This is a genomic window from Ochrobactrum sp. EDr1-4 (assembly GCF_049199085.1).
Lineage (GTDB): Bacteria > Pseudomonadota > Alphaproteobacteria > Rhizobiales > Rhizobiaceae > Brucella.
The window spans coordinates 639210-662121 of the sequence record NZ_JBLZOF010000001.1 but is presented as its reverse complement, the minus strand read 5'-3'; the positions used below and the strand labels follow the sequence as shown (position 1 = coordinate 662121).

Below are 22912 nucleotides of genomic sequence, written 5' to 3'. Positions count from 1 at the left end.
TGACGTAAGCGTAAATTAAAAATTCAATAGATAACGCATCTCGGAAAGTGCGAAGCGGTTTTCGGAGGATGATACGTGTTTCGAATAGGCATGCATTCTTGAAAGTAAGAGATGCGTGTATCAGTCAAAGGTCAGTTGTTCCGGCGCATGGACTGGATCATCGTTTTGATGGCTTTTCCGCCATCACCCACAAGATCAAAGTCCCGCTCGCTGCGAAGCCATTCATTAAGCAAACCGCCCAATACGGCGAGCAAAATTTGTGCAGCAGAGATAGCTGTCCATTCTTTGGAAAGCTCGTCGCGGCGTTCAGCAACTTCAAGCAGGCCGGAAAAAAGCGACAATACATTTCCGCGTGCTTCGCGAAGATGATCGACAACGGGTGCTATTTCGCCCACATATTCGCAGCGCTGATGAATGATTGTGAAAACGTTCTGCTGCCGCTCATTGTTTATAAAATGCTCAAGTGCCGTCAGGATTGATTGCTCAAGAACATAAAGCGGGTTAGGGTGATCGCACTCCGCTGCATGGCGCATGATTTCTTCATGCGGGAAGCAAGTGCGGTTCAGAATTGCTTGGAATATGTCGAGTTTGTCCTGAAAATGGAAATAGATCGCACCACGGGTTACGCCTGCTTGGCATGCGATTTGCATGAGAGTGGATTGGGTTAGTCCGCGGTCCAGAAATACCTGCTCGGCAGCTCTCAGAATAGCATCGCGTGTTTCTGCGGCCTCGGCCTTCGTCCTTCGCATTCCGGTTCTCTTAGCATTCCCATCGTGAGCCAAAGGTCAGGATAAAACGGATTTTTCGTTCACAAACAGGGTAACTCATTCGTGATACGTAACATTAGGTGATTGACTATAACACGGTAATTCGTATTTACAAACATTCGTGTATGTTTATTCGGCCGCACCGTGCGACATCAAGGGCAGCTCCCACTATGACTATGAACCGTTCTATCCGGATTTTTGCGGCAGGTGCCGCATTTTTCATTATTGCAGGGCAGTCTGCACTCGCGCAGGCACCGGGCGGGGCGACCCCGCCACCGCCACCTGTCACCGTTACCGAGATCAAAGCTGAAAATGTTACCGTGCCTTATGAATATGCGGCGCGTATAAGCGCATTCCGCGATGTTCAGGTACGTGCGCGTGTTGGCGGCATTCTTCTGCATCGTAATTTTGTTGAAGGCACGGAAGTCAAAGCTGGCGATCTGCTTTTCGAGATTGATCCAGCGCCTTATGAGGCCGAACTTGCCCGCGCCGAGGCGCAGGTTGCACAGGCCGAAGCGCAATATCAGCAGTCGATCCGCGATGCGGAACGCGCTGAACAGCTTGTGCAGCAGAAGGTGCAGAGCGCGGCAGTCCGCGATACTGCATTGGCAACGCGTGATCTCAACAAGGCCGTTGTTGCAGCAGCCAAGGCTTCGTTGCGCACGGCAGAATTGAACCTGAGCTACACCAAGGTTACGGCGCCGATCAGCGGCATTACCAGTCTTGAGCAGGTTTCTGAAGGCAGCCTGATTGGCACCGATGCAACATCGAGCCTTCTGACGTCGATCACCCAGATCAATCCTGTCTATGTCAATTTCTCGTTCACTGACTCCGAAGCTGCTGAAATCCGCAAGCTGCGTGAAGCACGCGGCGCGACAGGTCAGGATGCCGATCGTCTGCGCATCAAAATCCTGTTCGGCGACGGACAAGCCTATGATCAGGAAGGCGTCATCGACTTCACATCGTCGTCGCTTGATACCGAAACTGGAACGATTGGCGCTCGCGCAGTCGTGGATAATCCCGATCAGCGTCTGATTCCGGGTCAGTTCGTTCGCGCGTCCATTCTTGGTATCACCATTGATGATGCAATTTTGGTTCCGAAGGCTGCACTGATGCAGAGCCCGCAGGGACAGTTTGTCTATGTGGTGAATAAGGAAAACGTATCGGAAGTTCGCCCCATTACCATATCGCGCGAACTGCCAGATGAATGGATTGTAAGCAAGGGTCTGGAGCCAGGTGACCGCATCATTACCGAAGGTGTGATCAAGGCTGCTCCGGGCAAGGCAGTCCAGCCGGTAGAACCAAAAGCTGCGCCAGAAGCTGATGCTAAAGCTGGTGCAGAACAGGCGGCGGATAAAAAATGAATAAGTTCTTCGTCGACCGTCCAGTGTTCGCGGCGGTCATATCTATCGTCATCGTGATGGCAGGTCTTATCGCGATGCGGATTTTGCCCATCGCGCAATATCCTGAGCTGACGCCGCCACAGGTGGTTGTGACTGCGAACTATCCGGGTGCAAGTGCGGAAACTGTAACGCAAACCGTTGCGGCACCGCTTGAGCAGCAGGTCAACGGCGTTGAGAACATGCTTTATATGCAGTCCTCAAGCCTTGGTAGCGGCACCATGCAGCTGACTGTTACCTTTGCTCTGGGCACTGACCCGGATCAGGCGACGATCAACGTCAACAACCGTGTGCAGCGTGCAACCTCGTCTCTGCCGCAGGAAGTGCAGCGTCTTGGCGTTACCGTCGACAAGCGTTCCAGCACCATTCTCGGCATGGTGGCGATGTTCTCGACCACCGACCGTTATGACCGTACCTATGTTGGTAACTATGCGCTTCTGAACGTCATTGACGATCTCAAGCGTCTTTCCGGCGTGGGCGATGTTCAGCTTCTGGGTAACATCGAATATTCGATGCGTGTCTGGCTGCGCCCGGACAAGCTTGCTCAGTATAACCTGACGCCATCAGACGTGCAGACCGCTATTCAGGAACAGAATGCGCAGTTTGCAGCCGGTCGTTTTGGCGATCAGCCTGATCCGCAAGCAGGTCCCTTTACCTATACGGCGACCACACAGGGCCGCTTGCCGGATGCGACGGCATTTGAAAACATCATTCTTCGTTCAGATAAGAACGCGGCAACGCTTCTTCTGAAAGACGTTGCGCGTGTTGAACTCGGCACCGAAAGCTATCTGGTCGACAGTGCGCTTAATGGCACCGCAGCGGTTCCAATCGCGATCTATCTGCAGCCGGGTGCAAATGCGCTCAACACAATGGAACTTATTCAAAGTCGTATGGCGGAGCTGAAAACCAGCTTCCCGGAAGGCATTGATTATTCGATTCCATTCGATACGACCAAGTTCATTAAAGTCTCGGTTGAAGAAGTCATTCACACCTTTATCGAGGCGATTATCCTCGTCATTTTGGTGGTGTTTATCTTCCTTCAGAACTGGCGTGCAACGCTTATTCCGGTCATCGCGGTCCCGATCTCGATCATTGGTACATTTGCGGGCATGTATGTGCTGGGCTTCTCCATCAACCTGCTGACATTGTTCGGTCTGGTTCTGGCGATTGGTATCGTGGTCGATGATGCTATCGTGGTGCTGGAAAACGTCGAACGTATCATGACGACCGAAAAACTGCCACCGCGCGAAGCTGCCATCAAGGCAATGAGCGAAGTGACAGGCCCGGTTATCGCGATTGTTCTTGTGCTTTGCGCTGTGTTTATTCCGGTCGCGTTCATGGGCGGTCTGGTCGGCGAAATGTATAAGCAGTTCGCTGTTACGATTGCGATTTCGGTGATCATCTCCGGCATCGTGGCTTTGACGCTGACGCCCGCACTCTGCGCGCTGATTTTGAAGCCCGGCCATCATGAGCCGATGCTGCCATTCCGTATCTTCAACCGCTTTTTTGATAGCCTGACACGCGGTTATACAAATGGCGTTCGCTTCTTCCTGAAACGCGCTTCTATCGGCTTGTTGATTTTTGCAGGTCTGTTAGGCGGCACATACTATCTGTTTGAAAAAGTGCCGGGTTCGCTTCTGCCGGATGAAGATCAGGGCTTCTTGTTCAGCGTGGCAATCCTGCCGCCAGCCGCATCGCTGGAGCGGACCAGTAATGTTCTGCATGAGGCCAGCGAAAACATTCGTAAGCATCCTGCGGTCGCAAGTGTGTTTGAAGTTGCAGGCTTTGATCTACTCTCGGGTGGTCTGAAAACCAGTGCTGGCACGATGTTCATCATGCTGAAAGATTGGAAAGAACGCACAACGCCGGATCTCGACGCGCGCAATCTTCCCGGTACGATCATGGGTATGAATGCGGGCATTCAGGATGGGCTGGTTCTGGCATTCAATCCGCCGCCGATTCTCGGCCTCAGCACGACCGGCGGCTTTGAACTTTATGTGCAGGATCGTACGGGCGGCGGCGTTCAGTCTCTGACCAATGCCACGAAGCTTCTAACCGATGCTGCGGCCAAGCGTCCTGAACTTGCAGGTGTGCGTACAACATTCGATCCGAATGTGCCGCAATATGACATCCAGCTTGACCGTGACAAGGCCAAGGCGATGGGCGTGCCGATCAATTCGGTGTTCACGGCCATGCAGGCGACTTTCGGTAGCGTCTATGTCAACGACTTCACGCTTTATGGCCGTAACTATCAGGTCAACTTGCAGTCGGAAGCCGAGTTCCGCCGCGATCCAAGCGACCTCAAACATGTGTTTGTACGCGCCGATTCTGGTAGCATGATCCCGCTGAGCGCGCTGGTAAATGTTCAGCGTATTGTCGGACCTGATCAGCTTGAACGCTTTAATGCGTTTAACGCTGCCAAGGTTACGGGCAATCCGGCACCCGGTTTCACATCAGGTGACGCGATTAAGGCGATGCAGGAAGTGGCGACGGAAGTGCTTCCACAGGGCTTCCAGATTGCCTGGACAGGTTCCGCCTATCAGGAAGTCTCGACGAGCGGCAGTGGTAGCCAGGCTATGATCTTCGGTCTGATCATGGTGTTTCTGATCCTTGCTGCGCAATATGAGCGCTGGAGTCTTCCGCTGGCGGTTATTACGGCGGTTCCATTCGCTATCTTCGGTGCGCTTCTGGCGACGTACATGCGTGGCCTGACCAATGACGTATATTTCCAGATTGGTCTGGTGACGCTCATGGGCCTCGCGGCGAAGAACGCGATTCTGATTGTGGAATTTGCCGTGTTGCAACGAGAAGAGGGTAAATCGGCCATTGAGGCCGCTGCCGAGGCTGCACGTCTGCGCTTCCGCCCGATTGTGATGACGTCGCTGGCGTTCATCCTTGGTGTGGTTCCGCTGGCAATTAGCTCCGGTGCGGGTTCGGCAAGCCGTCACTCGATTGGTACGGGCGTTATCGGCGGTATGTTGGCTGCGACCTTTATTGCGACCTTCTTCATTCCCATGTTCTACAGCCTGATTGCGCGCAAGCCGCCTAAAAAGCGTCCTGACGATACAGCTGTAGCGCCAGCGCGAGCCGCGCCGGGTGAGGGAAGCGGCCCAGCCCATTAAAACTAATCCCGGTGGCTACTCAGTGCACCGCCGGGATTACACTCAAACAAAAAAGCCCCGCTCATGCAGCGGGGCTTTTTTTTGACTGAAAGCTATCTATTGAGGGCAAATTTCAAAATCAAAGGCATCTCAATCAGCATGGTCAACGGAATTCATGTTCCATACATTGCGCGTCACATTGAATAACAATCACCACGGTTTTAGGCTCCGATATTCATCGAATACTATCGTTTAAGAGAGCGCTGTCATTCCAGATTGGCTGATAAGCCACTTAGTTGGCGACGAATTGATAAATCGCCCCAAACTCCTCCAGCGAGATCTTTTGGACGCCTTATCCGTTACCCACGCCGGTAAACGTAGCTATAATCAAACCCCGAGCTGTATGAACCTCTTCACGCGGCTTTAATAAAACAGAATGCAAGCCAGCAAAAGCTTTACCTCTTCGAGGGGCGCCTCAGAAATGCGTCATCACGCTTTGCGCAATTGCCCAAAGAATGATTGCCGCAGGAACTGTCAGGCAAGCCAGAAAGATCCCGAAGAATACATAAGTTGCTTCGTGTGGCGAGCGCTGTGTCTGTGCAGGAGCTTTGTGCCAATGAGTACTGATGCCTTGGTACATGAATTATTCCTCCTTATCCCTGATTTTTATTATCGATCAAAAGAAAGAATCTGCAAGTACAAATAAATCTCTGGATTTATTGAGAAAATATGATAAAAGCGACACGGAAATTACGGAATTGAGCGCTTGTTAGCCCCGTAAAAATCAAAAAATATCCATTCAATATTCTGATTTCAAATAATTTTACTTATGTACTGTAAGTATCGAATAATCGGTATTTTCAATAATCACTGAAAATTCAAACAAGGTCACGCATTTGGGTGCGACAAAATGGCACAAAATAGTTTGTGCTGTGGCCACGCCACGTGCGTGATTAATGGTTGGCCAGATGCTGCGCGGGCCTTTTTGGAAATATCCCCTACAGCCTATTAGTAGAAGCTATTTGGAAAATATCGCAGATAAAGCTCCGTAAGCTTGCCCTGCTGTTGCAGTGATTGAAGTGCATTATTAAATGCGCTGGCCAAAGCCGTATCTTTTTGTGCAACGGCTATGCTCATTCCTTGGCCGAGAAACTGTGGCGCAAGATAGGGCCCGTCGGTGAACGAGCAGCAATTATTAGCTTCGTCGCTTTCAAGCCAAAATGATAGTGCCATTCCATCGTCGAAGGCCACAGTTACTTCGTTAGCTTTTAATCCATTCAGCAGGCTGGTTCTATCGGCATAGGTTTTCGCAATGGCGGATGGAAAATAGGCTTTGAGCAATTGCTCATGCGCAGTGTTGATAACGACGCCAACATTTTTGTCTTTCGTTGCGATTGCTGCCTGATCTGAGAATGTGTTTGCCTTTTTCGTTATAAACCTTGCAGGCAGGCGCATATAGGGACGGGTGAACAGGTACTTTTCGCGGTTTTTCTCATTGATGCCGATGCCTGCGATAATGGCTTCCGCTTCACCGGTTTCCAGTCTGGCTTCAAGCTCGCTCCAAGGCACCGCTTCTATCTGGCAAATGTCACTCAATCTCATTTGGCTGCAGAGCGCTCTCGCGAGATCCACATTATAACCTGAAAGCTGCCCGGCATCATTGACGGTATTGAAAGGTGGGAAATCCAGCGTTGTGACGAAACGTAGTCTGTTCAGCCCGCTTAAAGCAGGCAATGCCAGTCGTTCCTTCTCGTTAAAAAAGGACGGAGCTTTAAGGGTGGTCTGCGCGTTGGTGGAAGGGGTGCCTAAAAGCCAACAAGCAGTAAGTGCTATGCCGAAGAGGTGCCATTTCATAGACATCTTATATAGGTGCGATCCTATAATTTCGCGTTAACGATCCATTATATCGTATTTTTAATAAATGCCGAAATGAATATGGTGCCATGTTATTCAGAAGAAATTTTATTTTTACAATTTACTCTGTTTATTTTCAAATAAATGTGAAATTATTATTGATAGCTAGGGGTAATTTAATAATATATAATTTATGAATATATGTAATATATACATATATCTAAACTATATATTAGAAAAAATAAAAATAATTATTAATGGTGCGGGGGCGCTATGAGTAAGGGGTCGATTGGGTTCGATCTTGCGGTATGCACAGCCATATCTGCGAGATTGGAGCGACGAGGTGTGTCGCGAGCGTGTCTTAAACATGCATATGAAAGGGCTCTGATTAACGGAACGAGTTTTTGCGAAGAAATTCAGCACGCGAAAGATGTCACGGAGACGATGCTTTTCGAGGCTATTGCGGACTATCTTGAGCTTCCGTTTACATTGGAGATATTGCCGTCTCGGGTTTTTGTTTCCGGGGAGGCGGCGGCAACCGTCGTTGAGGTCGGGCAAGCCTTGGTCTTGGGGCCAGACGGTTCAAGCTATCTCTATCTTGCGCCGAATGAGCGTCGGACTGCACGGCTTCTGGAACATCTTCGTCGTTCGCCAGAGCTGCGAACGCGCATTCGGATATGCACGCACTCCTTGCTCAAGCAGATATTGCGGCAACGTCATCAAGACGAATTGATTCAACGTGCGCACTTGATGACGCCTAAGCCATTCTCGGCCGCTCGTGTACTCGAAACACCTCAGGCATTTCTCATCGCTATGGGCCTCTACGCCTTTATCGCCTGCATTGTCGGTTGGCCAATGCAAACGATATTTGTATTGCATACGAGCCTGACACTATTCTTTTTGGGCTGTGTGCTCATACGATTATCAGCTGCCGTTTCCAGTCGAAGGCTGCGCTTGTCACAAATGCTTCCATTCAAGAAACGTGACTTGCCAGTCTATTCTGTGCTCGTTCCGCTGTATCGCGAGCAAGCTGTCGTTGGACAACTGATTTCAGCGCTGGATCAGATCAACTGGCCGCGCAGTAAACTCGACATTAAGCTCGTCTGCGAAAAGGATGACTTCGATACAATCGCTGCCATTCGCAGTTGCAGGCTGCCGAGCAATTATGAAATCATCCTCGTCCCATCAGGCGGGCCGCGGACAAAGCCAAAAGCGCTTAATTATGCCTTGCAGTTTGCGCGTGGGGAAATTGTGGCCGTTTTTGATGCAGAGGATCGTCCGCACCCGGATCAGTTGCTGGAGGCATGGCAGGCATTTCAGCGTGAAGGTAGAAAGCTTGCTTGTGTTCAGGCTCCGCTGATTATCGGAAACTTCCGCCAAAACCTGCTGACGCGGATGTTTGCATTTGAATATTCGGCCTTGTTTCGGGGGCTTTTGCCATGGCTTGCGTCACAAGGGCTGGTTATTCCATTGGGTGGCACATCCAATCATTTCCGCCGTTCCTGTTTGGATGAAGTCGGGGGCTGGGATGCTTATAATGTGACCGAAGATGCCGATATGGGCCTGCGTCTGGCACGTTTTGGCTACGGCATTGGCGTTATCAGTCGTGGAACGATTGAAGATGCGCCGATAGATTTCAGCGTATGGAACAAGCAGCGTACCCGCTGGATTAAAGGTTGGATGCAAACCTGGCTGGTTCATGGTCGCAATCCCTATGCCGCATCACGTGAACTTGGCTGGTGGCGTTTTGCCATCAATCAAATTTATACTCTGGGGATAATCGGCTCAGCGCTTCTGCATCCATTTATGCTGATGACGGTTCTGCTGCTTTTCGGCAGCCTGTTTTTTGCGCCGCTTGGTGCAGAAAATATCTGGCTTCTGCGCATTGATATGGTGAATATCCTGCTGGCTTATCTGAGTTTCTATGTGTTGGGTTCCAAAACAATGGAGCCAACAGAGCTGGGCGGCTATGCCTATATTCTGGCAATTCCGGTCTATTGGGTTCTGATTTCTCTCTCTGCATGGCGCGCAGTGTGGCAGCTGGTGTGGAGACCCCATTTATGGGAGAAGACTCCGCACCAGCCAAGCTTGTTCTATGTGCCTGAAGAGGAAAGCTTCGGAATGCTCGATGCTAGAAACTCAGCACCTCGGCCGATAATGGACTGATCTTCCGGGCCAATAGCCTCAAGATCACGGCCTGTATAGGGCAATGTCAAAAGCACTCGCCGGATTGCAGCCAGTCTCGCGCGACGCTTGTCATTGGAGCGGATGATCGTCCATGGCGCATACCCGGTGTCGGTGCGTTCCAACATGGTTTGCAGTGCCGCCGAATAATCGTCCCAGCGCGAAATCCCGGCGATATCCATCGGCGAGAATTTCCAGTTTTTGAGTGGGCTGTGTCGACGCTCATGAAAGCGCTTGAGCTGCATTTCCTGACCAATATCGAGCCAGAACTTGAACAGGTGAATGCCTTCAGTCACCACCATCCGCTCGAAGTCAGGGGTTTCCGTCAGGAATGTCTCAAGCTGTTCTGGCGTGCAGAACTGCATGACACGTTCAACGCCTGCACGATTATACCAGGAGCGGTCGAAGGTGACGAACTCGCCCGATGTCGGAAAATGCTGCGTATAACGTTGAAAATACCATTGTCCGCGCTCTGTTTCGGTCGGCTTTGGCAAAGCGACATTTCGCGCGGTACGTGGGTTCATGAATTCGCGAAGCGTGAAAATTGTTCCGCCCTTACCAGCAGCATCGCGGCCTTCAAAAACATTGATGACGCGACCGCCAGTCTCTTGCAGCCAGTATTGCAGCTTCACCAACTCGATTTGTAGCCGCTCCAGTGTTTCTTCGTAATCCTTGACCTTCATTTTATCGGGATAAGGATAGCCACCGGACTGCAGCGCATTGTCCTCAATCCAATCCGGGAGTTTCGGATCATTGATGTCGAACTTCTGCGTTTTGCCATTAATTTTCAGCTTGATGGGTTTTGTGTCGCCCTTATCGGCATTCTTTTTGTTAGCTGTCTTTGAACTGTCACCCACCGCAAGCTCCTTTGCTATATAGACAAAGCATGTTTCAAACATGCCCATTCTTCTTGTTTACATGATATGGGCTGTTTGTGATGGACGTAAAGGACGCAATGCTGGTTTTTGCCGCATCTGCGTCTTCATGGTGAATCGCTTGCGCTTGAGAGCGCATCCCGAAAAGTGTGAAGCGGTTTTCGGATAAAGATACGCGTTAAATAACTGAGAGAAGTCAGAATGAGTGAAGATAACAATCAGGATGCACCCGTTTTAAATGCGGATGAATCTTTTTTCGCGCCGCTTCTCCGGGTTAAAGGTGTGCTGATTGCAAGCCTTGTTGTGATTATCTGCGTTATGGTGCTGGATCTGCCATTGTGGTTCCGCATTGTGTTGTTGCTGTTGATCGTCGTTGGTGCAATCTGGGTTGCCAGTGCCACGACTGATGATGTGGTTGTGCAAGAGCCGCAAAACGTGAGCATCGTCAGCGAGATGGACAATGTCACTGGCGAACGTCTTTCGGATTTGCTGACCGATCCGATGATCGTCTTTGATCATCGCGCAACGGTGCTTTTTGCCAATGTGTCGGCACGTGATGCTTTTCAGTCACTTGAAAAGGACACCGGGCTTTATCTGCGCTTTCGTGCGCCGGAGATGCATGCGCTTATTCAGGGTGTGATCACCGATGGCGAGCCGCGCAGCATTGATTATTTCGAGCGCGTGCCGATTGACCGTTGGTATAAAGCCATGGTGAAGGCGCTTCGCGGAGCTGACGGCAAGCCAGAACTGTTTGTTCTGCTGTTTCGCGATCAGAGTGAAACACGCCGCATTGACCGTATGCGCTCGGACTTTATCGCCAATGCAAGCCATGAATTGCGCACACCGCTGGCGTCGCTGCTCGGATTCATTGAAACGCTGCAAGGTCCGGCGCGCAACGATGCGAGCGCACGCGAACGTTTCCTTGGTATCATGCAAAAACAAGCCGAGCGCATGTCGCGTTTGATCGACGATCTTCTGTCTCTGTCCCGGCTCGAAATGCGGGCGCATTTGGCCGTGACCGAATGCGTGGATATGACAGCCGTACTTAATCATGTGGCTGATACACTAAGCCCGCTGGCACAAGGTCTGGATGTGGTTATTGAACGCCATCTGCCAGACCATCCGCTAAACGTTACCGGCACGCGGGACGAGCTAATTCAGGTGTTCCAGAACCTGGTTGAAAATGCCTGCAAATACGGGCAAGGCGGCAAGCGCATTATTGTGAATCTGAATGAAGAAGTATCGCAAGGCGCATCTGAAGTCGTGGTGTCGGTGCAGGATTTTGGACCGGGCATTGCCGCCGAACATCTGCCGCGTCTGACAGAGCGCTTCTATCGTATCGATGTGGAGACAAGCCGCGCCCAAAAGGGCACTGGGCTTGGGCTGGCGATTGTTAAACACATTCTTGCCCGTCATCGTGGACGTCTTGTCGTGCGCTCGCAGCTTGGCGAAGGTTCAACTTTTGTGGTGCGGTTGCCAAAGCGGGCATAAACTAGACAAATTCTGATACGCAAAGAAAAACCCCGGAGCAAAAATGCTGCCGGGGTTTTGAATTATAAACGCTCAAGAGATTGATTAGCGTGCGCGGCGACGTTCCGCAGTTGGCTGGAAAGCCAGCTTCGAATGATAGCCGCAATATGGGCTGGATTCACCGGATTCACTGCCGCAGAAGTGGAAGTCTTCATTGAGCGGATCGCCGATTGGCCATTTACAGGTGCGTTCGCTAAGCTGCAACAGTGTCAGCTTGCGCGAGATTGGAACCACCACGTCAGATGCCGGGCGCACAACACGCTGCGTTACAGCATCTTCAACATATTCCATCTGAAGTGCAGTTGCGCCGACAGTCTGGGTTACGGTTGCAGTGCGAATGGTCGTGGTCGCCTGTGGGCGGCTTGCACCATTGCTGCTGCTGGTCGTTGTTGTCGCAGTTGGACGCGGGGTCGCTGCAACTGGGTTTACTTTTTTGCTGCGCGGAGCAGCGGTCGTGGTTTTGCCACGGCCTGACAATTTCAGACGGTGCACTTTGCCGATCACTGCGTTGCGGCTGACGCCGCCAAGCTGCGCTGCGATCTGGCTCGCGCTCAAGCCATCATTCCATAGCTTCTTAAGCAGTTCGACGCGCTCATCTGTCCAGTTCATCGCCCTGGGCTCCAATCAATCTTCGTTATCCGGAATCCACCAGCGCCCCCGGATTACTCCAGGTGCAAATACTATATCTATCCGGGTGACTAGGTCCGCCGTACAAAATGTGGTTTTTTACTTTAAAAATAAACTACATTATTGAACGACGCCATGACAAGGGATAGCCTTGTCAGGCGGATTCCATTTCTATGGTTTTCCCCAACTTGGGTGCTAAAGACGGTTTTTCTGAGTCAGTTGCGCGTATTTTGCAGCAGCTTTTCAGAGGTGCGCCCCGTCAGGGAGAACTTCTGGCGTCTCTATATCGCCCCGTTCTGCAAAATGCCACCCCTTCGACCGCATAGGTGCCATCTTATAACCGGCAATAACTATAAGGTGTGTTTCTTGCATCACTTCATGCGTAAGATGCTTGATTATCCGGGATTGCTTTGATTGACATTTTTTTTGTGAACGCCAATATACGCGCGGGATTAAATAATGCCGCCTTGAGGGCGGTTTTTTATTTCCGCAGAGCGCATCCCGAAAAGTGTGAAACGGTTTTCGGATAAGATGCGCGTTTAAAATATGGGAAACGCTGCCTGACCGGCCTTGCCGGGGGCGCTGCATTAAAAAGGCTAATGGAGGCCTGACTGCAATGACCAACGTTACGACTGTGCAACCGCTTTACGACACTTACAATCGTGCGGCTCTGCGCTTCGAGCGAGGTGAGGGCATCTGGCTTATTACCGAAAGCGGCGAGCGTTATCTCGACTTTGCGGCAGGCATCGCGGTCAATTCGCTCGGCCATTCGCACCCACATCTCGTCAATACATTGAAAGATCAGGCTGACAAGCTCTGGCACCTGTCGAACCTCTATGAAGTTCCGGGTCAGGAAAAGCTGGGTCAGCGTCTGGTCGATGCGACTTTCGCAGACAAAGTTTTCTTCACCAATTCCGGTGCGGAAGCGATTGAATGCGCGATTAAGACCGCACGCCGCTATCATTATGTAAATGGCAATCCTGAGCGCTTCCGCGTCATCACCTTTGAAGGTGCGTTCCACGGCCGCACACTGGCCACGATCGCCGCTGGTGGTCAGGCAAAGTATCTCGAAGGCTTTGGCCCGAAGGTCGATGGTTTCGATCAGGTTCCTTTTGGCGATGAAGCGGCACTGCGTGCTGCGATCACCGATGAAACGGCTGCAATTCTGCTTGAGCCTGTGCAGGGTGAGGGCGGTCTGCGCGGTTTCCCTGAAGAGTTTATGCGTCTTATTCGTAAGATCTGCGACGACAAGGGCCTTCTGCTGATCCTCGATGAAGTGCAGACTGGCGTTGGCCGTACTGGTAAATTGTTTGCGCATGAATGGTCGGGTATTACGCCAGACATCATGGCAGTCGCCAAGGGTATCGGCGGCGGTTTCCCGATGGGCGCATGCCTTGCAACGGCTGAAGCTGCCAAGGGCATGACTGCTGGCGTTCATGGCACCACCTATGGCGGCAATCCGCTTGCTATGGCTGTTGGCAATGCTGTGCTTGATGTTGTGCTGGCTGACGGTTTCCTTGAAAGCGTGCAGGAAACTGCACTCACCATGAAACAGGGCCTTGCCTCGATTATTGATCGCTACCCGAATGTTATTTCGGAAGTGCGTGGTCGTGGTCTGCTGATGGGTATCAAATGCGTAGTTCCAAACGTGAGCCTCATTCAGGCTCTGCGTGATGAGAACTTGCTCAGTGTTGGCGCGGGCGACAATGTTATCCGTCTTCTGCCTCCGCTGGTGACAACACCGGAAGAAGCGCGTGAAGCGCTGGCGCGTATTGAAGCAGCTGTTGAGCGGCTTTCTGTTGCAAATCCGATCAGTAAGACGGCGTGAGATCATGGCGAATAATGGTATAAAGCACTTCATTGACCTCTCAGCCGTTCCGGCAACGGAACTGCGCGCGATCATGGAAGACGCCAAGGCACGTAAGGCACGCATTAAATCTGGTGAGATCGAAAAGCCATTCGCTGGTAAAGTGCTGGCGATGATTTTTGAAAAGCCGTCCACGCGTACCCGTGTGTCGTTTGATGTCGGTATGCGTCAGCTGGGTGGCGAGACCATTATGCTGACGGGTTCGGAAATGCAGCTCGGTCGCAGCGAAACCATTGCGGACACCGCAAAGGTGCTTTCGCGCTATGTCGACGCGATCATGATCCGCACAACATCGCATGATCGCATGCTGGAATTGGCCGAACATGCGACCGTTCCGGTAATTAATGCACTAACCGACGACACACACCCTTGTCAGATCATGGCTGACGTTCTTACATATGAGGAACATCGCGGCTCGATCAAAGGCAAGACCTTTGCCTGGATGGGGGACGGTAACAACGTTCTTCATTCGCTTGTGGAAGCCGCGGCGCGTTTTGATTTCAACGTCAATATCGCAACGCCGGAAGGCAGCGAGCCGAAGCATCAATACATCGATTGGGCAAAGGCAAACGGCGCGACTATCATGTCCACTGCGGACCCTATCAAGGCAGTTGACGGTGTGGATTGCATCGTCACTGACACGTGGGTTTCCATGGGGCAGGAAGATCGCGCACGTGGCCACAATGTTTTCATGCCCTATCAGGTAAATGCACGTCTGATGGCTAATGCTGACCCGAAGGCGCTTTTCATGCACTGCCTGCCCGCGCATCGCGGCGAGGAAGTGACAAACGAAGTGATCGACGGCCCGCAATCGGTCGTATTTGATGAAGCTGAAAACAGGCTGCATGCCCAGAAGGCCATTCTGGCATGGTGCCTGCAAAGCAGCTGATTGGGAGCATATTTTGTCTGACAAGATCAGCACAGAGCATAACGAAGCCGAAGTCGTTCATATCGATATGAACAATTTTGAATTCGCAGGTGATGACGCCGTTGTGCCTTTCCAGGTGGAAGGGCTCGACGTGCGTGGTCGCGCCGTGCAGTTGGGCGCAAGCATTGACGCAATTTTGAAGCGCCACGACTACCCGGAACACGTTGCCCGCCTTCTGGCGGAAGCGACGGTTTTGACCACGCTTCTTGGCACCTCATTGAAGTTTGAAGGCAAGTTTATCTTCCAGACGCAGTCTGACGGTCCGGTCGATATGCTGGTCGTGGATTTCCGCACGCCGAAGTCTGTTCGTGCCTATGCACGTTTTGATGCGGAGCGCGTTGCAGAAGCGGTGAGCGCTGGCAAAACCCGCCCCGAAGAACTGCTCGGTCGCGGCACGCTTGCTTTTACGGTTGATCAGGGTGCACATACACAGCGCTATCAGGGCATTGTTGCGCTTGATGGATCGACACTGGAAGAGATCGCACGCACTTATTTCCGCCAGTCGGAGCAGATTGCAACCGATATGCGACTGAGCGTTGCGAAGCTTGTTGAACGCGGTAGCGACGGTAAACTGGCTGAGCGCTGGCGTGCTGGCGGTTTGATGATCCAATACCTGCCGGAATCCGAAATGCGTGCGCGCATGCCAGATCTGCCGGGTGGCGATGGCGATGAGAATACCGCTATTCTCGGTCCTGAAGATGATGGCTGGGATGAAGCGCGTTCGCTGGTCGGAACAATCGAAAGCTCAGAGCTAACCGACCCGCAGGTCGGTTCGGAACGTCTGCTTTATCGTCTGTTCCATGAGCGCGGCGTGCGTGTATATGAAGCGATCCGCGTAGAGGATAATTGCGCATGTTCGCGTGAGAAGATCGAAGGCGTGTTCAATAATTTCTCGGCTGAAGAGGTTGAGGATAGCGTCAAGGACGGCAAGATTTCGGTGACATGCGAATTCTGCTCAACGACCTACGAGTTCGATCCGGCGCAGTTTGCGAAGTAAATGAGCACATCCCGAAAAGTGTGAAGCGGTTTTCGGATAAGATGTGCGACAAATTAAAAAGGCGCTTTTTTCAAAGCGCCTTTTTTTAATTCAGTGTCCGTCGAGTTTCTGGAATATCCAGCGAGAACGCTGGAATATCGACGTCAAATGAATTTCCATCGGGCGATTGCATCTGATAGCGACCGACCATGACGCCGGATGTTGTGCTGAGCGGGCATCCCGATGAATACTGATAAGAGTCGCCGGGGTTCAACGTAGGCTGTTCGCCGATAACGCCAGCGCCGCGCACTTCTTCAATGCGGCCATTGCCGTCTGTGATCTGCCAATAGCGCGAACGCAATTGCACGGTTTGCGATGAATTGTTGGCGATGGTAATCCGGTAGCCCCACACATAACGGCTTTCGTCCGGCTCGGACTGGTCTTCGAGATAAAACGGTTCAGCCGTTACCTCAATATCCCGTGTTACCGCTCTGTACATACGCACCCGCCTTCAAATCATACCTTGTCGCTGTCTTCTATCGCCAAAGTTGCGGGTAAGGTCAACGATTTGTGGCTGCAATTGCCGGAATGTTCCGGCAATTGCTTTATTTGGAATATCAATCAGCGAGCAGCGGCAAGCGCTTCCAGCACGTCTTCAACAAGATCATCCTGATCTTCGAGGCCAACCGAAATACGCAGCATACCGTCAGAAATGCCGAGTTCTGCACGCGCTTCATCGGTGAGGCTCTGATGCGTGGTTGTAGCCGGATGGGTGATGATGCTCTTTGCATCGCCCAGATTGTTGGAAATGCTGAAGACCTGCAACGCATTTTCAAACTTGAATGCTGCTTCCTTGCCGCCTTCGAGTTCGAGTGCGATCAGTGTCGAGCCGCCGGTCATCTGTTTTGCAATGATGTCTGCCTGCGGGTGATCTGCACGGCCTGGATAAATGATCTGCTTCACACCTGCCTGACCAGCAAGCGCATCGGCAACGGCTGCCGCCGACTGCGTCTGCTGACGCACACGAACGCCGAGTGTTTCAAGGCCTTTGAGCATAATCCATGCATTGAACGGGCTCATGCCTGGGCCGGTATGACGGAAGTAAGGCTGTAGCACTTCTTCGGTCCATTCCTGATCGGAAAGGATAATGCCGCCGAGGCAACGGCCCTGACCATCAATATGCTTGGTGGTCGAATAGACGACGATATGTGCACCAAGTTCCAGCGGCTTCTGGAAAAGCGGCGTTGCAAACACGTTGTCAACGATCAGCTTTGCGCCGATTTCATTGGCAATCTCTGCAACAGCTGCAATGTCGATAACCTCAAGCGTGGGGTTCGACGGGCTTTCGAGCAGCATGACTTTGGTGTTCGGGCGAACAGCTGCTTTCCAGTTTTCAATCTTCGAGCCGTCGATGATGGAGAACTCAACGCCATAGCGTGGCAGCAGTGTTTCGATAATGTAGCGCGACGAGCCAAACACAGCGCGCGCACAGATGACATGCTCGCCTGCCTGTACTTGACAGAGAATGGATGCGGCGACCGCCGCCATACCGGATGTGAAAGCGCGTGCATCTTCGGCGCCTTCGAGCGCGCACATGCGCTTTTCAAACATGTCTGTGGTTGGATTGGCATAACGCGAATAGATGAAACCCGGGTCTTCGCCAGTGAAGCGTGCTTCCGCAGCTTCTGCGGTCGGGTAGAGGAAGCCCTGCGTCAGATAGAGGGCTTCGGAAAGCTCTGCAAAGCCCGAACGGAGCGATCCTGCATGAACGAGTTGCGTTGCTGGGCGTAATTTACGGGTAGTCTTATTCGTCATTTTATCCAACCTGTCGAAAGCTGGTCGGCCGGGGCGGATTGCCTCGGCGGCCAATAAAAAAACCGGCCTTGCGAATACACAAAAGGCCGGTTACGAACCGCGGCCTTATTTTAGCGAATTCTTTAACGTGGCTGCAAGCCGGCCGGCCAAATCACCACGGAACACTTTTTCCTTATGCCTCTTGAGCGGGGTCGTCAATGCCAGAAGACGCCGACAAGCTGGAAAATAAGCAGTTTGACATGTGTTTTGATGCGTGAAAGCTGGGGAAACAGAGTCAAAATGCTGGTCTTGCGGCATTCAAGCGGTCAATGGTCTTAAACCTATTTTAAGTAATTCACGGAGTTGAGTGGCATGACGCAGAGGGAAGCAGGAATTCTGGCAGATGCGGATATTGCCGCCCTGTTTGAAAGCGGTTTGCTCAAATCTCAGCGTCCGCTCGATGCCGATCAGATTCAGCCTGCAAGCCTTGATCTGCGTTTGGGTGCGAAAGCCTATCGTGTGCGTGCATCTTTCATGCCGGGTCCGGGAACGCCGGTCATCGATAAGCTCGAACGCTTGAAGCTCCACGAGATTGACCTCACTCAAGGTGCGGTGCTTGAAACGGGCTGCGTCTATATCGTGCCGCTGCTCGAAAGTCTGTCGCTTTCGCCAGAGCTTTCAGCATCCGCCAATCCAAAAAGCTCGACTGGACGCCTCGATATTTTCACCCGTGTCATCACCGATGGCGCGCAGGAGTTCGACAAGGTTCCGGCTGGCTATAATGGCCCGCTTTATCTTGAAGTCAGCCCGCGCACATTCCCGATTGTCGCGCGCACTGGCTCGCGCCTGTCGCAAATCCGTTTCCGTCAAGGCCGCGCACAGCTGACCGAAGCCGAACTTGCGGTGCTGCATCAGACCGAAACGCTGGTGGCTGCCGAAATGCCGAACATCTCCGGCGGCGGCATTGCGCTCTCGGTTGATCTTTCTGGTGGCGAAGACAGGTTGATCGGTTATCGTGGCAAGCACCACACTGGCGTTGTCGATGTTGATAAGCGCGCCGCCAATGACGTTCTCGACTTCTGGGAACCAATCTATGATCGTGGCGCGCGCGAACTGGTGCTCGATCCGGATGAGTTTTACATCCTTGTTTCGCGTGAGGCAGTACATGTGCCGCCGCTATATGCTGCTGAAATGACGCCTTTTGACCCGCTGGTCGGTGAATTCCGTGTGCATTATGCAGGCTTCTTTGATCCGGGCTTTGGTCACACCGCTGCTGGTGGAACGGGAAGCCGTGCGGTTCTGGAAGTGCGCAGTCATGAAGTGCCGTTCATTCTCGAACACGGGCAGATTGTCGGCCGTCTTGTTTATGAGCATATGCTGCATCGCCCGAAGGCGCTTTATGGCCTTGATCTTGGATCAAACTATCAGGCGCAGCAGCTCAAGCTCTCCAAGCATTTCAGGTGATTGCATTCTTCCCAGTTCCGTCTCTATAAAATAGGGAATAGGTGGAGGATTGCTTTGGTGAAAAACGGGAAAGATGAGGTGCGGGAAATCGCGACGGACACGCCAGCGCGTCGTTTGTCTGTGGGCATTGTCGCATTGCCGGGCTTTACGCTGACCGCATTGAGCCTGTTTCTCGACCCGTTTCGCCTTGCAGCCGATGATCGCGATAAAAGCCGCCAAATCCGCTGCGGTTGGAAAATCTGCACCCTGTCTGGTGGTCCGGTCACATCGAGTTCCGGCATGGTGATCGAACCGACCGCGCCCATTGGTGAACTGGACGACTGCGATTATGTAGCCGTTGTTGGTGGTATTCTTGGGCAATATCGTCCACGCCAGCAGGCTTTGATTGATCTCATCAAGCGTGCCGATAAGCGTGGAAAGACAGTGGTCGGGCTCTGTACGGCAGCATTTTTGCTTGCCGAAGGCGGGTTGCTTGATGATCGCAATTGCTGTGTAAGCTGGTTTCACCATGACGATTTTATCAATCTTTTCGATGGCTATTCAGCTGATACGACAAGTCTGTTTCACCGCAGCGGACGACACTATACCTGCGCGGGTGGTCTGGGTGCTGCTTCGCTGTCGCTCTCGATTATCCAGAATGAAATCTCCGAGGAGCTGGCGCGCAAAAGCGCATCCATCCTGATGATCCCCTATGAGCTTGTGCGTTCGGAACAACCGGCGTTAAGCTTCAACGGGGTGCGCTCGCCGATGATCCGCAAGGCAATCCGCATTTTCGAGGAAACGCTGGAAGAGCCGGTGCCGATGATTGATGTGGCGCGAAAGCTCGGCATTTCCGTGCGCCAGATGGAGCGCGGTTTCCGCATGGCGATTGGCCGTACGGCATTTGAAGTGCGCGAAGAATTGCGGGTCAAGAAGGCTCGGGAGCTACTGTCTGAAACCGGACTGTCATTGCTCGAAGTGGCCGTTGCAAGTGGTTTCACGGATACGCGCAGCATGAACCGTTCGTTTGTGCGCCAGAAGCAGAAGCCACCGCGCGATTATCGCAAAGAACATTGAATGTCGGGCGCATGTTGCGGAAAAGTGGGAACCGGTTTTCCGATAACAACATGCGGAAAAAAGAAGCTAGAGCGAGCGCAATAAGGGCACATGGGCGCGACACGCTCTAGATTACTTGCGAATCCTGTGCCGACGACCTATTTTCCGCAGCGAAACTGCCGCTCTGGCAGATGCTGAATGCAGGAGATTTGCATGTCTGATGGTGTAAACCGTTTTCTTGGCGATACGCCTGCGCGCGCGCTGATCAAGCTTATTCTGATCTCGCTTGTGGTTGGCGTGGTTATGAGTGCGTTTCACTGGACGCCTTATGACATTCTCTATGGTATCCGCGATTTCGTCCTGCGCCTGTGGAATATGGGCTTCTCGGCAATTGCCGGTTTTGCAGATTATCTGATCCTTGGTGCAGCTGTTGTTATTCCCGTCTTTATTTTGCTCCGAATCCTGAGCTATCGGAAGTGAGTTAGAATTTTAGGGTCTGGTAAAATGCAGCAGAATAACGGCTTTACTCTTTCAAGGCGCGGTTTTCTGATCCTCGTCGGTGGCGCCCTCGCTTATGCAGCTCTGCCGAAGGGGTATGCAGAAGCAGCCTCTGGCGATGTTGATCCAACGGCGCTGTTTAATCAGATCCGCAAATCCAATGGCCTGTCTTCAATGGCAACTGACAGCAAACTTGAGAAAGCAGCGCTTTATCAGGCGCGCCGTATGGCATCTCACGGCAAGATCGGCCACTCCGTCGGGTGGGGCAATGGTTTTGTGTCGCGCCTTAAGCAGGCTGGCATTCGCGGCCCTGCGGCTGAAAATGTTGCATCCGGTCAGCCTAATACGCAAGCCGTGTTTGATGCATGGATGAAATCACCGGGGCATCGTAAAAACATGCTCGATCCGACATTCAGCCATTACGGGCTTGCATGGGCCACGCCAGAAAATAATCCGCGCCGCCTGTACTGGGCGATGATGCTCGGCCTGTAGAAATTTCATGCGCATCGCTCCTGACATAAGGCTGTCAGGGATGCGACAATGCGGTGGCCGAATTCTCTGTCGTTTTGAATGATTCCAGCATAGAGCTTTCCCTTATCTTGTTTGAAATTTGGGAAAGCCGGGGATCATATGCTGCACGATAAGAGCATTGTTTCCAGACCATTTGAAGTGACCAATCGCATGGTGATGATGATCGCCGTGCCGATGACGCTGGCAGCTATCACGACCCCATTGCTGGGGCTGGTGGATATGGGCGTGGTCGGTCAGATGGGGCAGGCGGAGCTGATTGGCGGACTGGCTATTGGTGCGCTGGTGTTTGACTTCCTGCTGACCATGTTCAGCTTTCTGCGTTCCGGCACCACTGGCCTCGTCGCGCAGGCGATGGGCGCGGGTGACAAGGCAGAAGAACAGGCGATCTTCTGGCGGGCAATTGTCATTGCCATTGCTGCAGGCATCCTGATGATCCTGAGCCTGCCGCTGACATTGAAAATTGCATCGGATTTCATTCATCCGACACCTGCTACGCAGGAAGCAATGGTCACTTATGTGTCGATCCGTATGCTTTCAGCACCAGTAGCACTGATTAATTATTCAGTGCTTGGCCTGCTGCTTGGGCGCGGGCAGGGCATTCTGGGCCTCAGCCTTCAGGTGCTGATCAACGGCATCAATATTGTGCTCTGCATCATTCTCGGGCTGGAACTTGGCTGGGGTGTGGCCGGTGTTGCATGGGCAACAGTGACGGGTGAAACTGTTGCGGCAGTCATCGGCCTCTTCCTCGTCATGCGGCATTTCCATAAGCAGACGGGTCGTCATCCTGACATCAAGCAGATTCTGGATAAGACGGGCATTGTGCGAATGATCGCGCTTAATCGCGATATTATGATCCGTTCGATCCTGCTGCTCACAGCCTTTGCTTATTTCACCCGCGCAGGAGCCGAACTCGGACCTGTGACGCTTGCGGCTAATGCTGTTCTGATGAACTTCTTCCTAGTATGCGGTTTCTTTCTGGATGGAATGGCAGCGGCCGTCGAACAGATCATTGGTCGATCAGTCGGTGCGCGCTACAGCCCGGCTTTTGTGCGCGGTGCCAAGCTTACCTTCGTTTGGGGACTGGTGATGGCGAGCGCGATTGCACTGATCCTGCTGGTGTTTGGCGATGCGATTATCGGCCTTCTTTCCAAGGCCGAGGACGTGCGCGATGAGGCGATCAGATATTTGCCATGGGCGGCATTAACCGGGCTTACTGGCCTGCTCGCATTCCATATGGATGGGGTCTATATCGGCGCAACATGGTCGCGCGATATGCGCAACATGATGTTCTTCTCGCTGATATTCTTTTTGGCGGTGCTTTATGCAGTAAAGCCCGTGATGGGAAATCACGGGCTTTGGTTGGCAATTAATCTGTTCTTGTCAATCCGCGGCATAACGCTTCTCGCGTTACTGCCGCGTAGATACAGAGCTGAATTCTTCAAAGCATGATCCCGAAAAGTGGGAACCGGTTTTCGGAATAA

19 protein-coding genes and 1 riboswitch are annotated in these 22912 nt (G+C 52.3%); of the genes, 12 read left to right on the top strand and 7 right to left on the bottom strand.

The window, feature by feature from the left end:
* Positions 1-131 precede the first annotated feature (131 nt).
* Entirely contained in the window at positions 132-749 is a 618-nt protein-coding gene (locus ACOZHT_RS03355) for a TetR family transcriptional regulator (protein WP_339509493.1), read from the bottom strand.
* A gap of 188 nt (positions 750-937) precedes the next feature.
* Here ACOZHT_RS03355 and ACOZHT_RS03350 point away from each other — a divergent pair, with 188 nt between their 5' ends.
* Both ACOZHT_RS03350 and ACOZHT_RS03345 read left to right on the top strand, forming a co-directional pair.
* The gene (locus tag ACOZHT_RS03350; protein ID WP_339509494.1) at positions 938-2131 is read left to right on the top strand and encodes an efflux RND transporter periplasmic adaptor subunit; all 1194 of its coding nucleotides are present in this window, start codon (positions 938-940) and stop codon (positions 2129-2131) included.
* On the top strand, positions 2128-5289 hold the full coding sequence (locus ACOZHT_RS03345) for an efflux RND transporter permease subunit (protein WP_339509495.1): 3162 nt from the start codon (positions 2128-2130) through the stop codon (positions 5287-5289). The genes ACOZHT_RS03350 and ACOZHT_RS03345 overlap by 4 nt, the downstream gene beginning before the upstream one ends.
* 454 nt (positions 5290-5743) lie before the next feature.
* Here ACOZHT_RS03345 and ACOZHT_RS03340 read toward each other — a convergent pair whose 3' ends face one another.
* Positions 5744-5908, bottom strand: a complete 165-nt coding sequence (locus ACOZHT_RS03340) for a hypothetical protein (RefSeq protein ID WP_339509496.1) — start codon at positions 5906-5908, stop codon at positions 5744-5746.
* Positions 5909-6276: 368 nt separating this feature from the next.
* Positions 6277-7122, bottom strand: a complete 846-nt coding sequence (locus tag ACOZHT_RS03335) for a transporter substrate-binding domain-containing protein (RefSeq protein ID WP_339509497.1) — start codon at positions 7120-7122, stop codon at positions 6277-6279.
* 273 nt (positions 7123-7395) lie between these two features.
* On the opposite strand from ACOZHT_RS03335, the gene ACOZHT_RS03330 reads away from it, so the two are divergent.
* On the top strand, positions 7396-9288 hold the full coding sequence (locus tag ACOZHT_RS03330; protein ID WP_339513662.1) for a glycosyltransferase family 2 protein: 1893 nt from the start codon (positions 7396-7398) through the stop codon (positions 9286-9288).
* Here ACOZHT_RS03330 and ppk2 read toward each other — a convergent pair.
* On the bottom strand, positions 9216-10163 hold the full coding sequence (gene ppk2 / locus ACOZHT_RS03325; protein ID WP_339513660.1) for a polyphosphate kinase 2: 948 nt from the start codon (positions 10161-10163) through the stop codon (positions 9216-9218). The two genes, ACOZHT_RS03330 and ppk2, sit on opposite strands and share 73 nt — an antisense overlap.
* Positions 10164-10382: 219 nt before the next feature.
* Here ppk2 and ACOZHT_RS03320 point away from each other — a divergent pair, with 219 nt between their 5' ends.
* Positions 10383-11672, top strand: coding sequence for an ATP-binding protein (locus ACOZHT_RS03320; RefSeq protein ID WP_339513658.1), 1290 nt, complete (start codon positions 10383-10385; stop codon positions 11670-11672).
* 84 nt (positions 11673-11756) lie between these two features.
* On the opposite strand, the gene ACOZHT_RS03315 is transcribed toward ACOZHT_RS03320, so the two are convergent.
* The gene (locus ACOZHT_RS03315) at positions 11757-12320 is read right to left on the bottom strand and encodes a GcrA family cell cycle regulator (protein WP_339513656.1); all 564 of its coding nucleotides are present in this window, start codon (positions 12318-12320) and stop codon (positions 11757-11759) included.
* 634 nt (positions 12321-12954) lie between these two features.
* On the opposite strand from ACOZHT_RS03315, the gene ACOZHT_RS03310 reads away from it, so the two are divergent.
* Genes ACOZHT_RS03310 through ACOZHT_RS03300 form a run of 3 tightly spaced genes read left to right on the top strand, consistent with a single transcriptional unit; the run spans position 12955 to position 16130 of the window.
* Entirely contained in the window at positions 12955-14166 is a 1212-nt protein-coding gene (locus ACOZHT_RS03310; RefSeq protein ID WP_339513654.1) for an aspartate aminotransferase family protein, read from the top strand.
* A gap of 4 nt (positions 14167-14170) precedes the next feature.
* Positions 14171-15094: an ornithine carbamoyltransferase gene (gene argF / locus ACOZHT_RS03305; protein WP_339513652.1), complete on the top strand. Its 924-nt coding sequence runs from the start codon at positions 14171-14173 to the stop codon at positions 15092-15094.
* 13 nt (positions 15095-15107) lie between these two features.
* Positions 15108-16130 carry an Hsp33 family molecular chaperone gene (locus tag ACOZHT_RS03300; protein ID WP_339513650.1) on the top strand — a complete coding sequence of 341 codons (1023 nt, stop codon included), beginning with the start codon at positions 15108-15110 and terminating at the stop codon, positions 16128-16130.
* An 85-nt stretch (positions 16131-16215) separates the two neighbouring features.
* On the opposite strand, the gene apaG is transcribed toward ACOZHT_RS03300, so the two are convergent.
* Entirely contained in the window at positions 16216-16608 is a 393-nt protein-coding gene (gene apaG, locus ACOZHT_RS03295) for a Co2+/Mg2+ efflux protein ApaG (RefSeq protein ID WP_339513648.1), read from the bottom strand.
* A 122-nt stretch (positions 16609-16730) separates the two neighbouring features.
* Positions 16731-17924: an O-succinylhomoserine sulfhydrylase gene (locus ACOZHT_RS03290; protein WP_339513646.1), complete on the bottom strand. Its 1194-nt coding sequence runs from the start codon at positions 17922-17924 to the stop codon at positions 16731-16733.
* Positions 17925-18011: 87 nt separating this feature from the next.
* Positions 18012-18092: riboswitch (SAM riboswitch) on the bottom strand.
* Positions 18093-18275: 183 nt separating this feature from the next.
* Here ACOZHT_RS03290 and ACOZHT_RS03285 point away from each other — a divergent pair.
* The 5 genes from ACOZHT_RS03285 to ACOZHT_RS03265 all read left to right on the top strand — a co-directional run bounded on the left by ACOZHT_RS03285 (position 18276) and on the right by ACOZHT_RS03265 (position 22880).
* Positions 18276-19367, top strand: coding sequence for a 2'-deoxycytidine 5'-triphosphate deaminase (locus ACOZHT_RS03285; RefSeq protein WP_339513644.1), 1092 nt, complete (start codon positions 18276-18278; stop codon positions 19365-19367).
* Between the two features lie 57 nt (positions 19368-19424).
* Complete coding sequence (locus ACOZHT_RS03280; RefSeq protein WP_339513642.1) at positions 19425-20423, top strand: GlxA family transcriptional regulator; 999 nt, start codon at positions 19425-19427, stop codon at positions 20421-20423.
* Positions 20424-20615: 192 nt separating this feature from the next.
* Positions 20616-20882 (top strand): DUF6460 domain-containing protein, encoded by a 267-nt coding sequence (locus ACOZHT_RS03275; RefSeq protein ID WP_339513640.1) that lies wholly within the window; start codon positions 20616-20618, stop codon positions 20880-20882.
* A 24-nt stretch (positions 20883-20906) separates the two neighbouring features.
* On the top strand, positions 20907-21392 hold the full coding sequence (locus ACOZHT_RS03270) for a CAP domain-containing protein (protein WP_339513638.1): 486 nt from the start codon (positions 20907-20909) through the stop codon (positions 21390-21392).
* 138 nt (positions 21393-21530) lie between these two features.
* Entirely contained in the window at positions 21531-22880 is a 1350-nt protein-coding gene (locus ACOZHT_RS03265; protein WP_421565322.1) for an MATE family efflux transporter, read from the top strand.
* Positions 22881-22912: the final 32 nt, after the last annotated feature.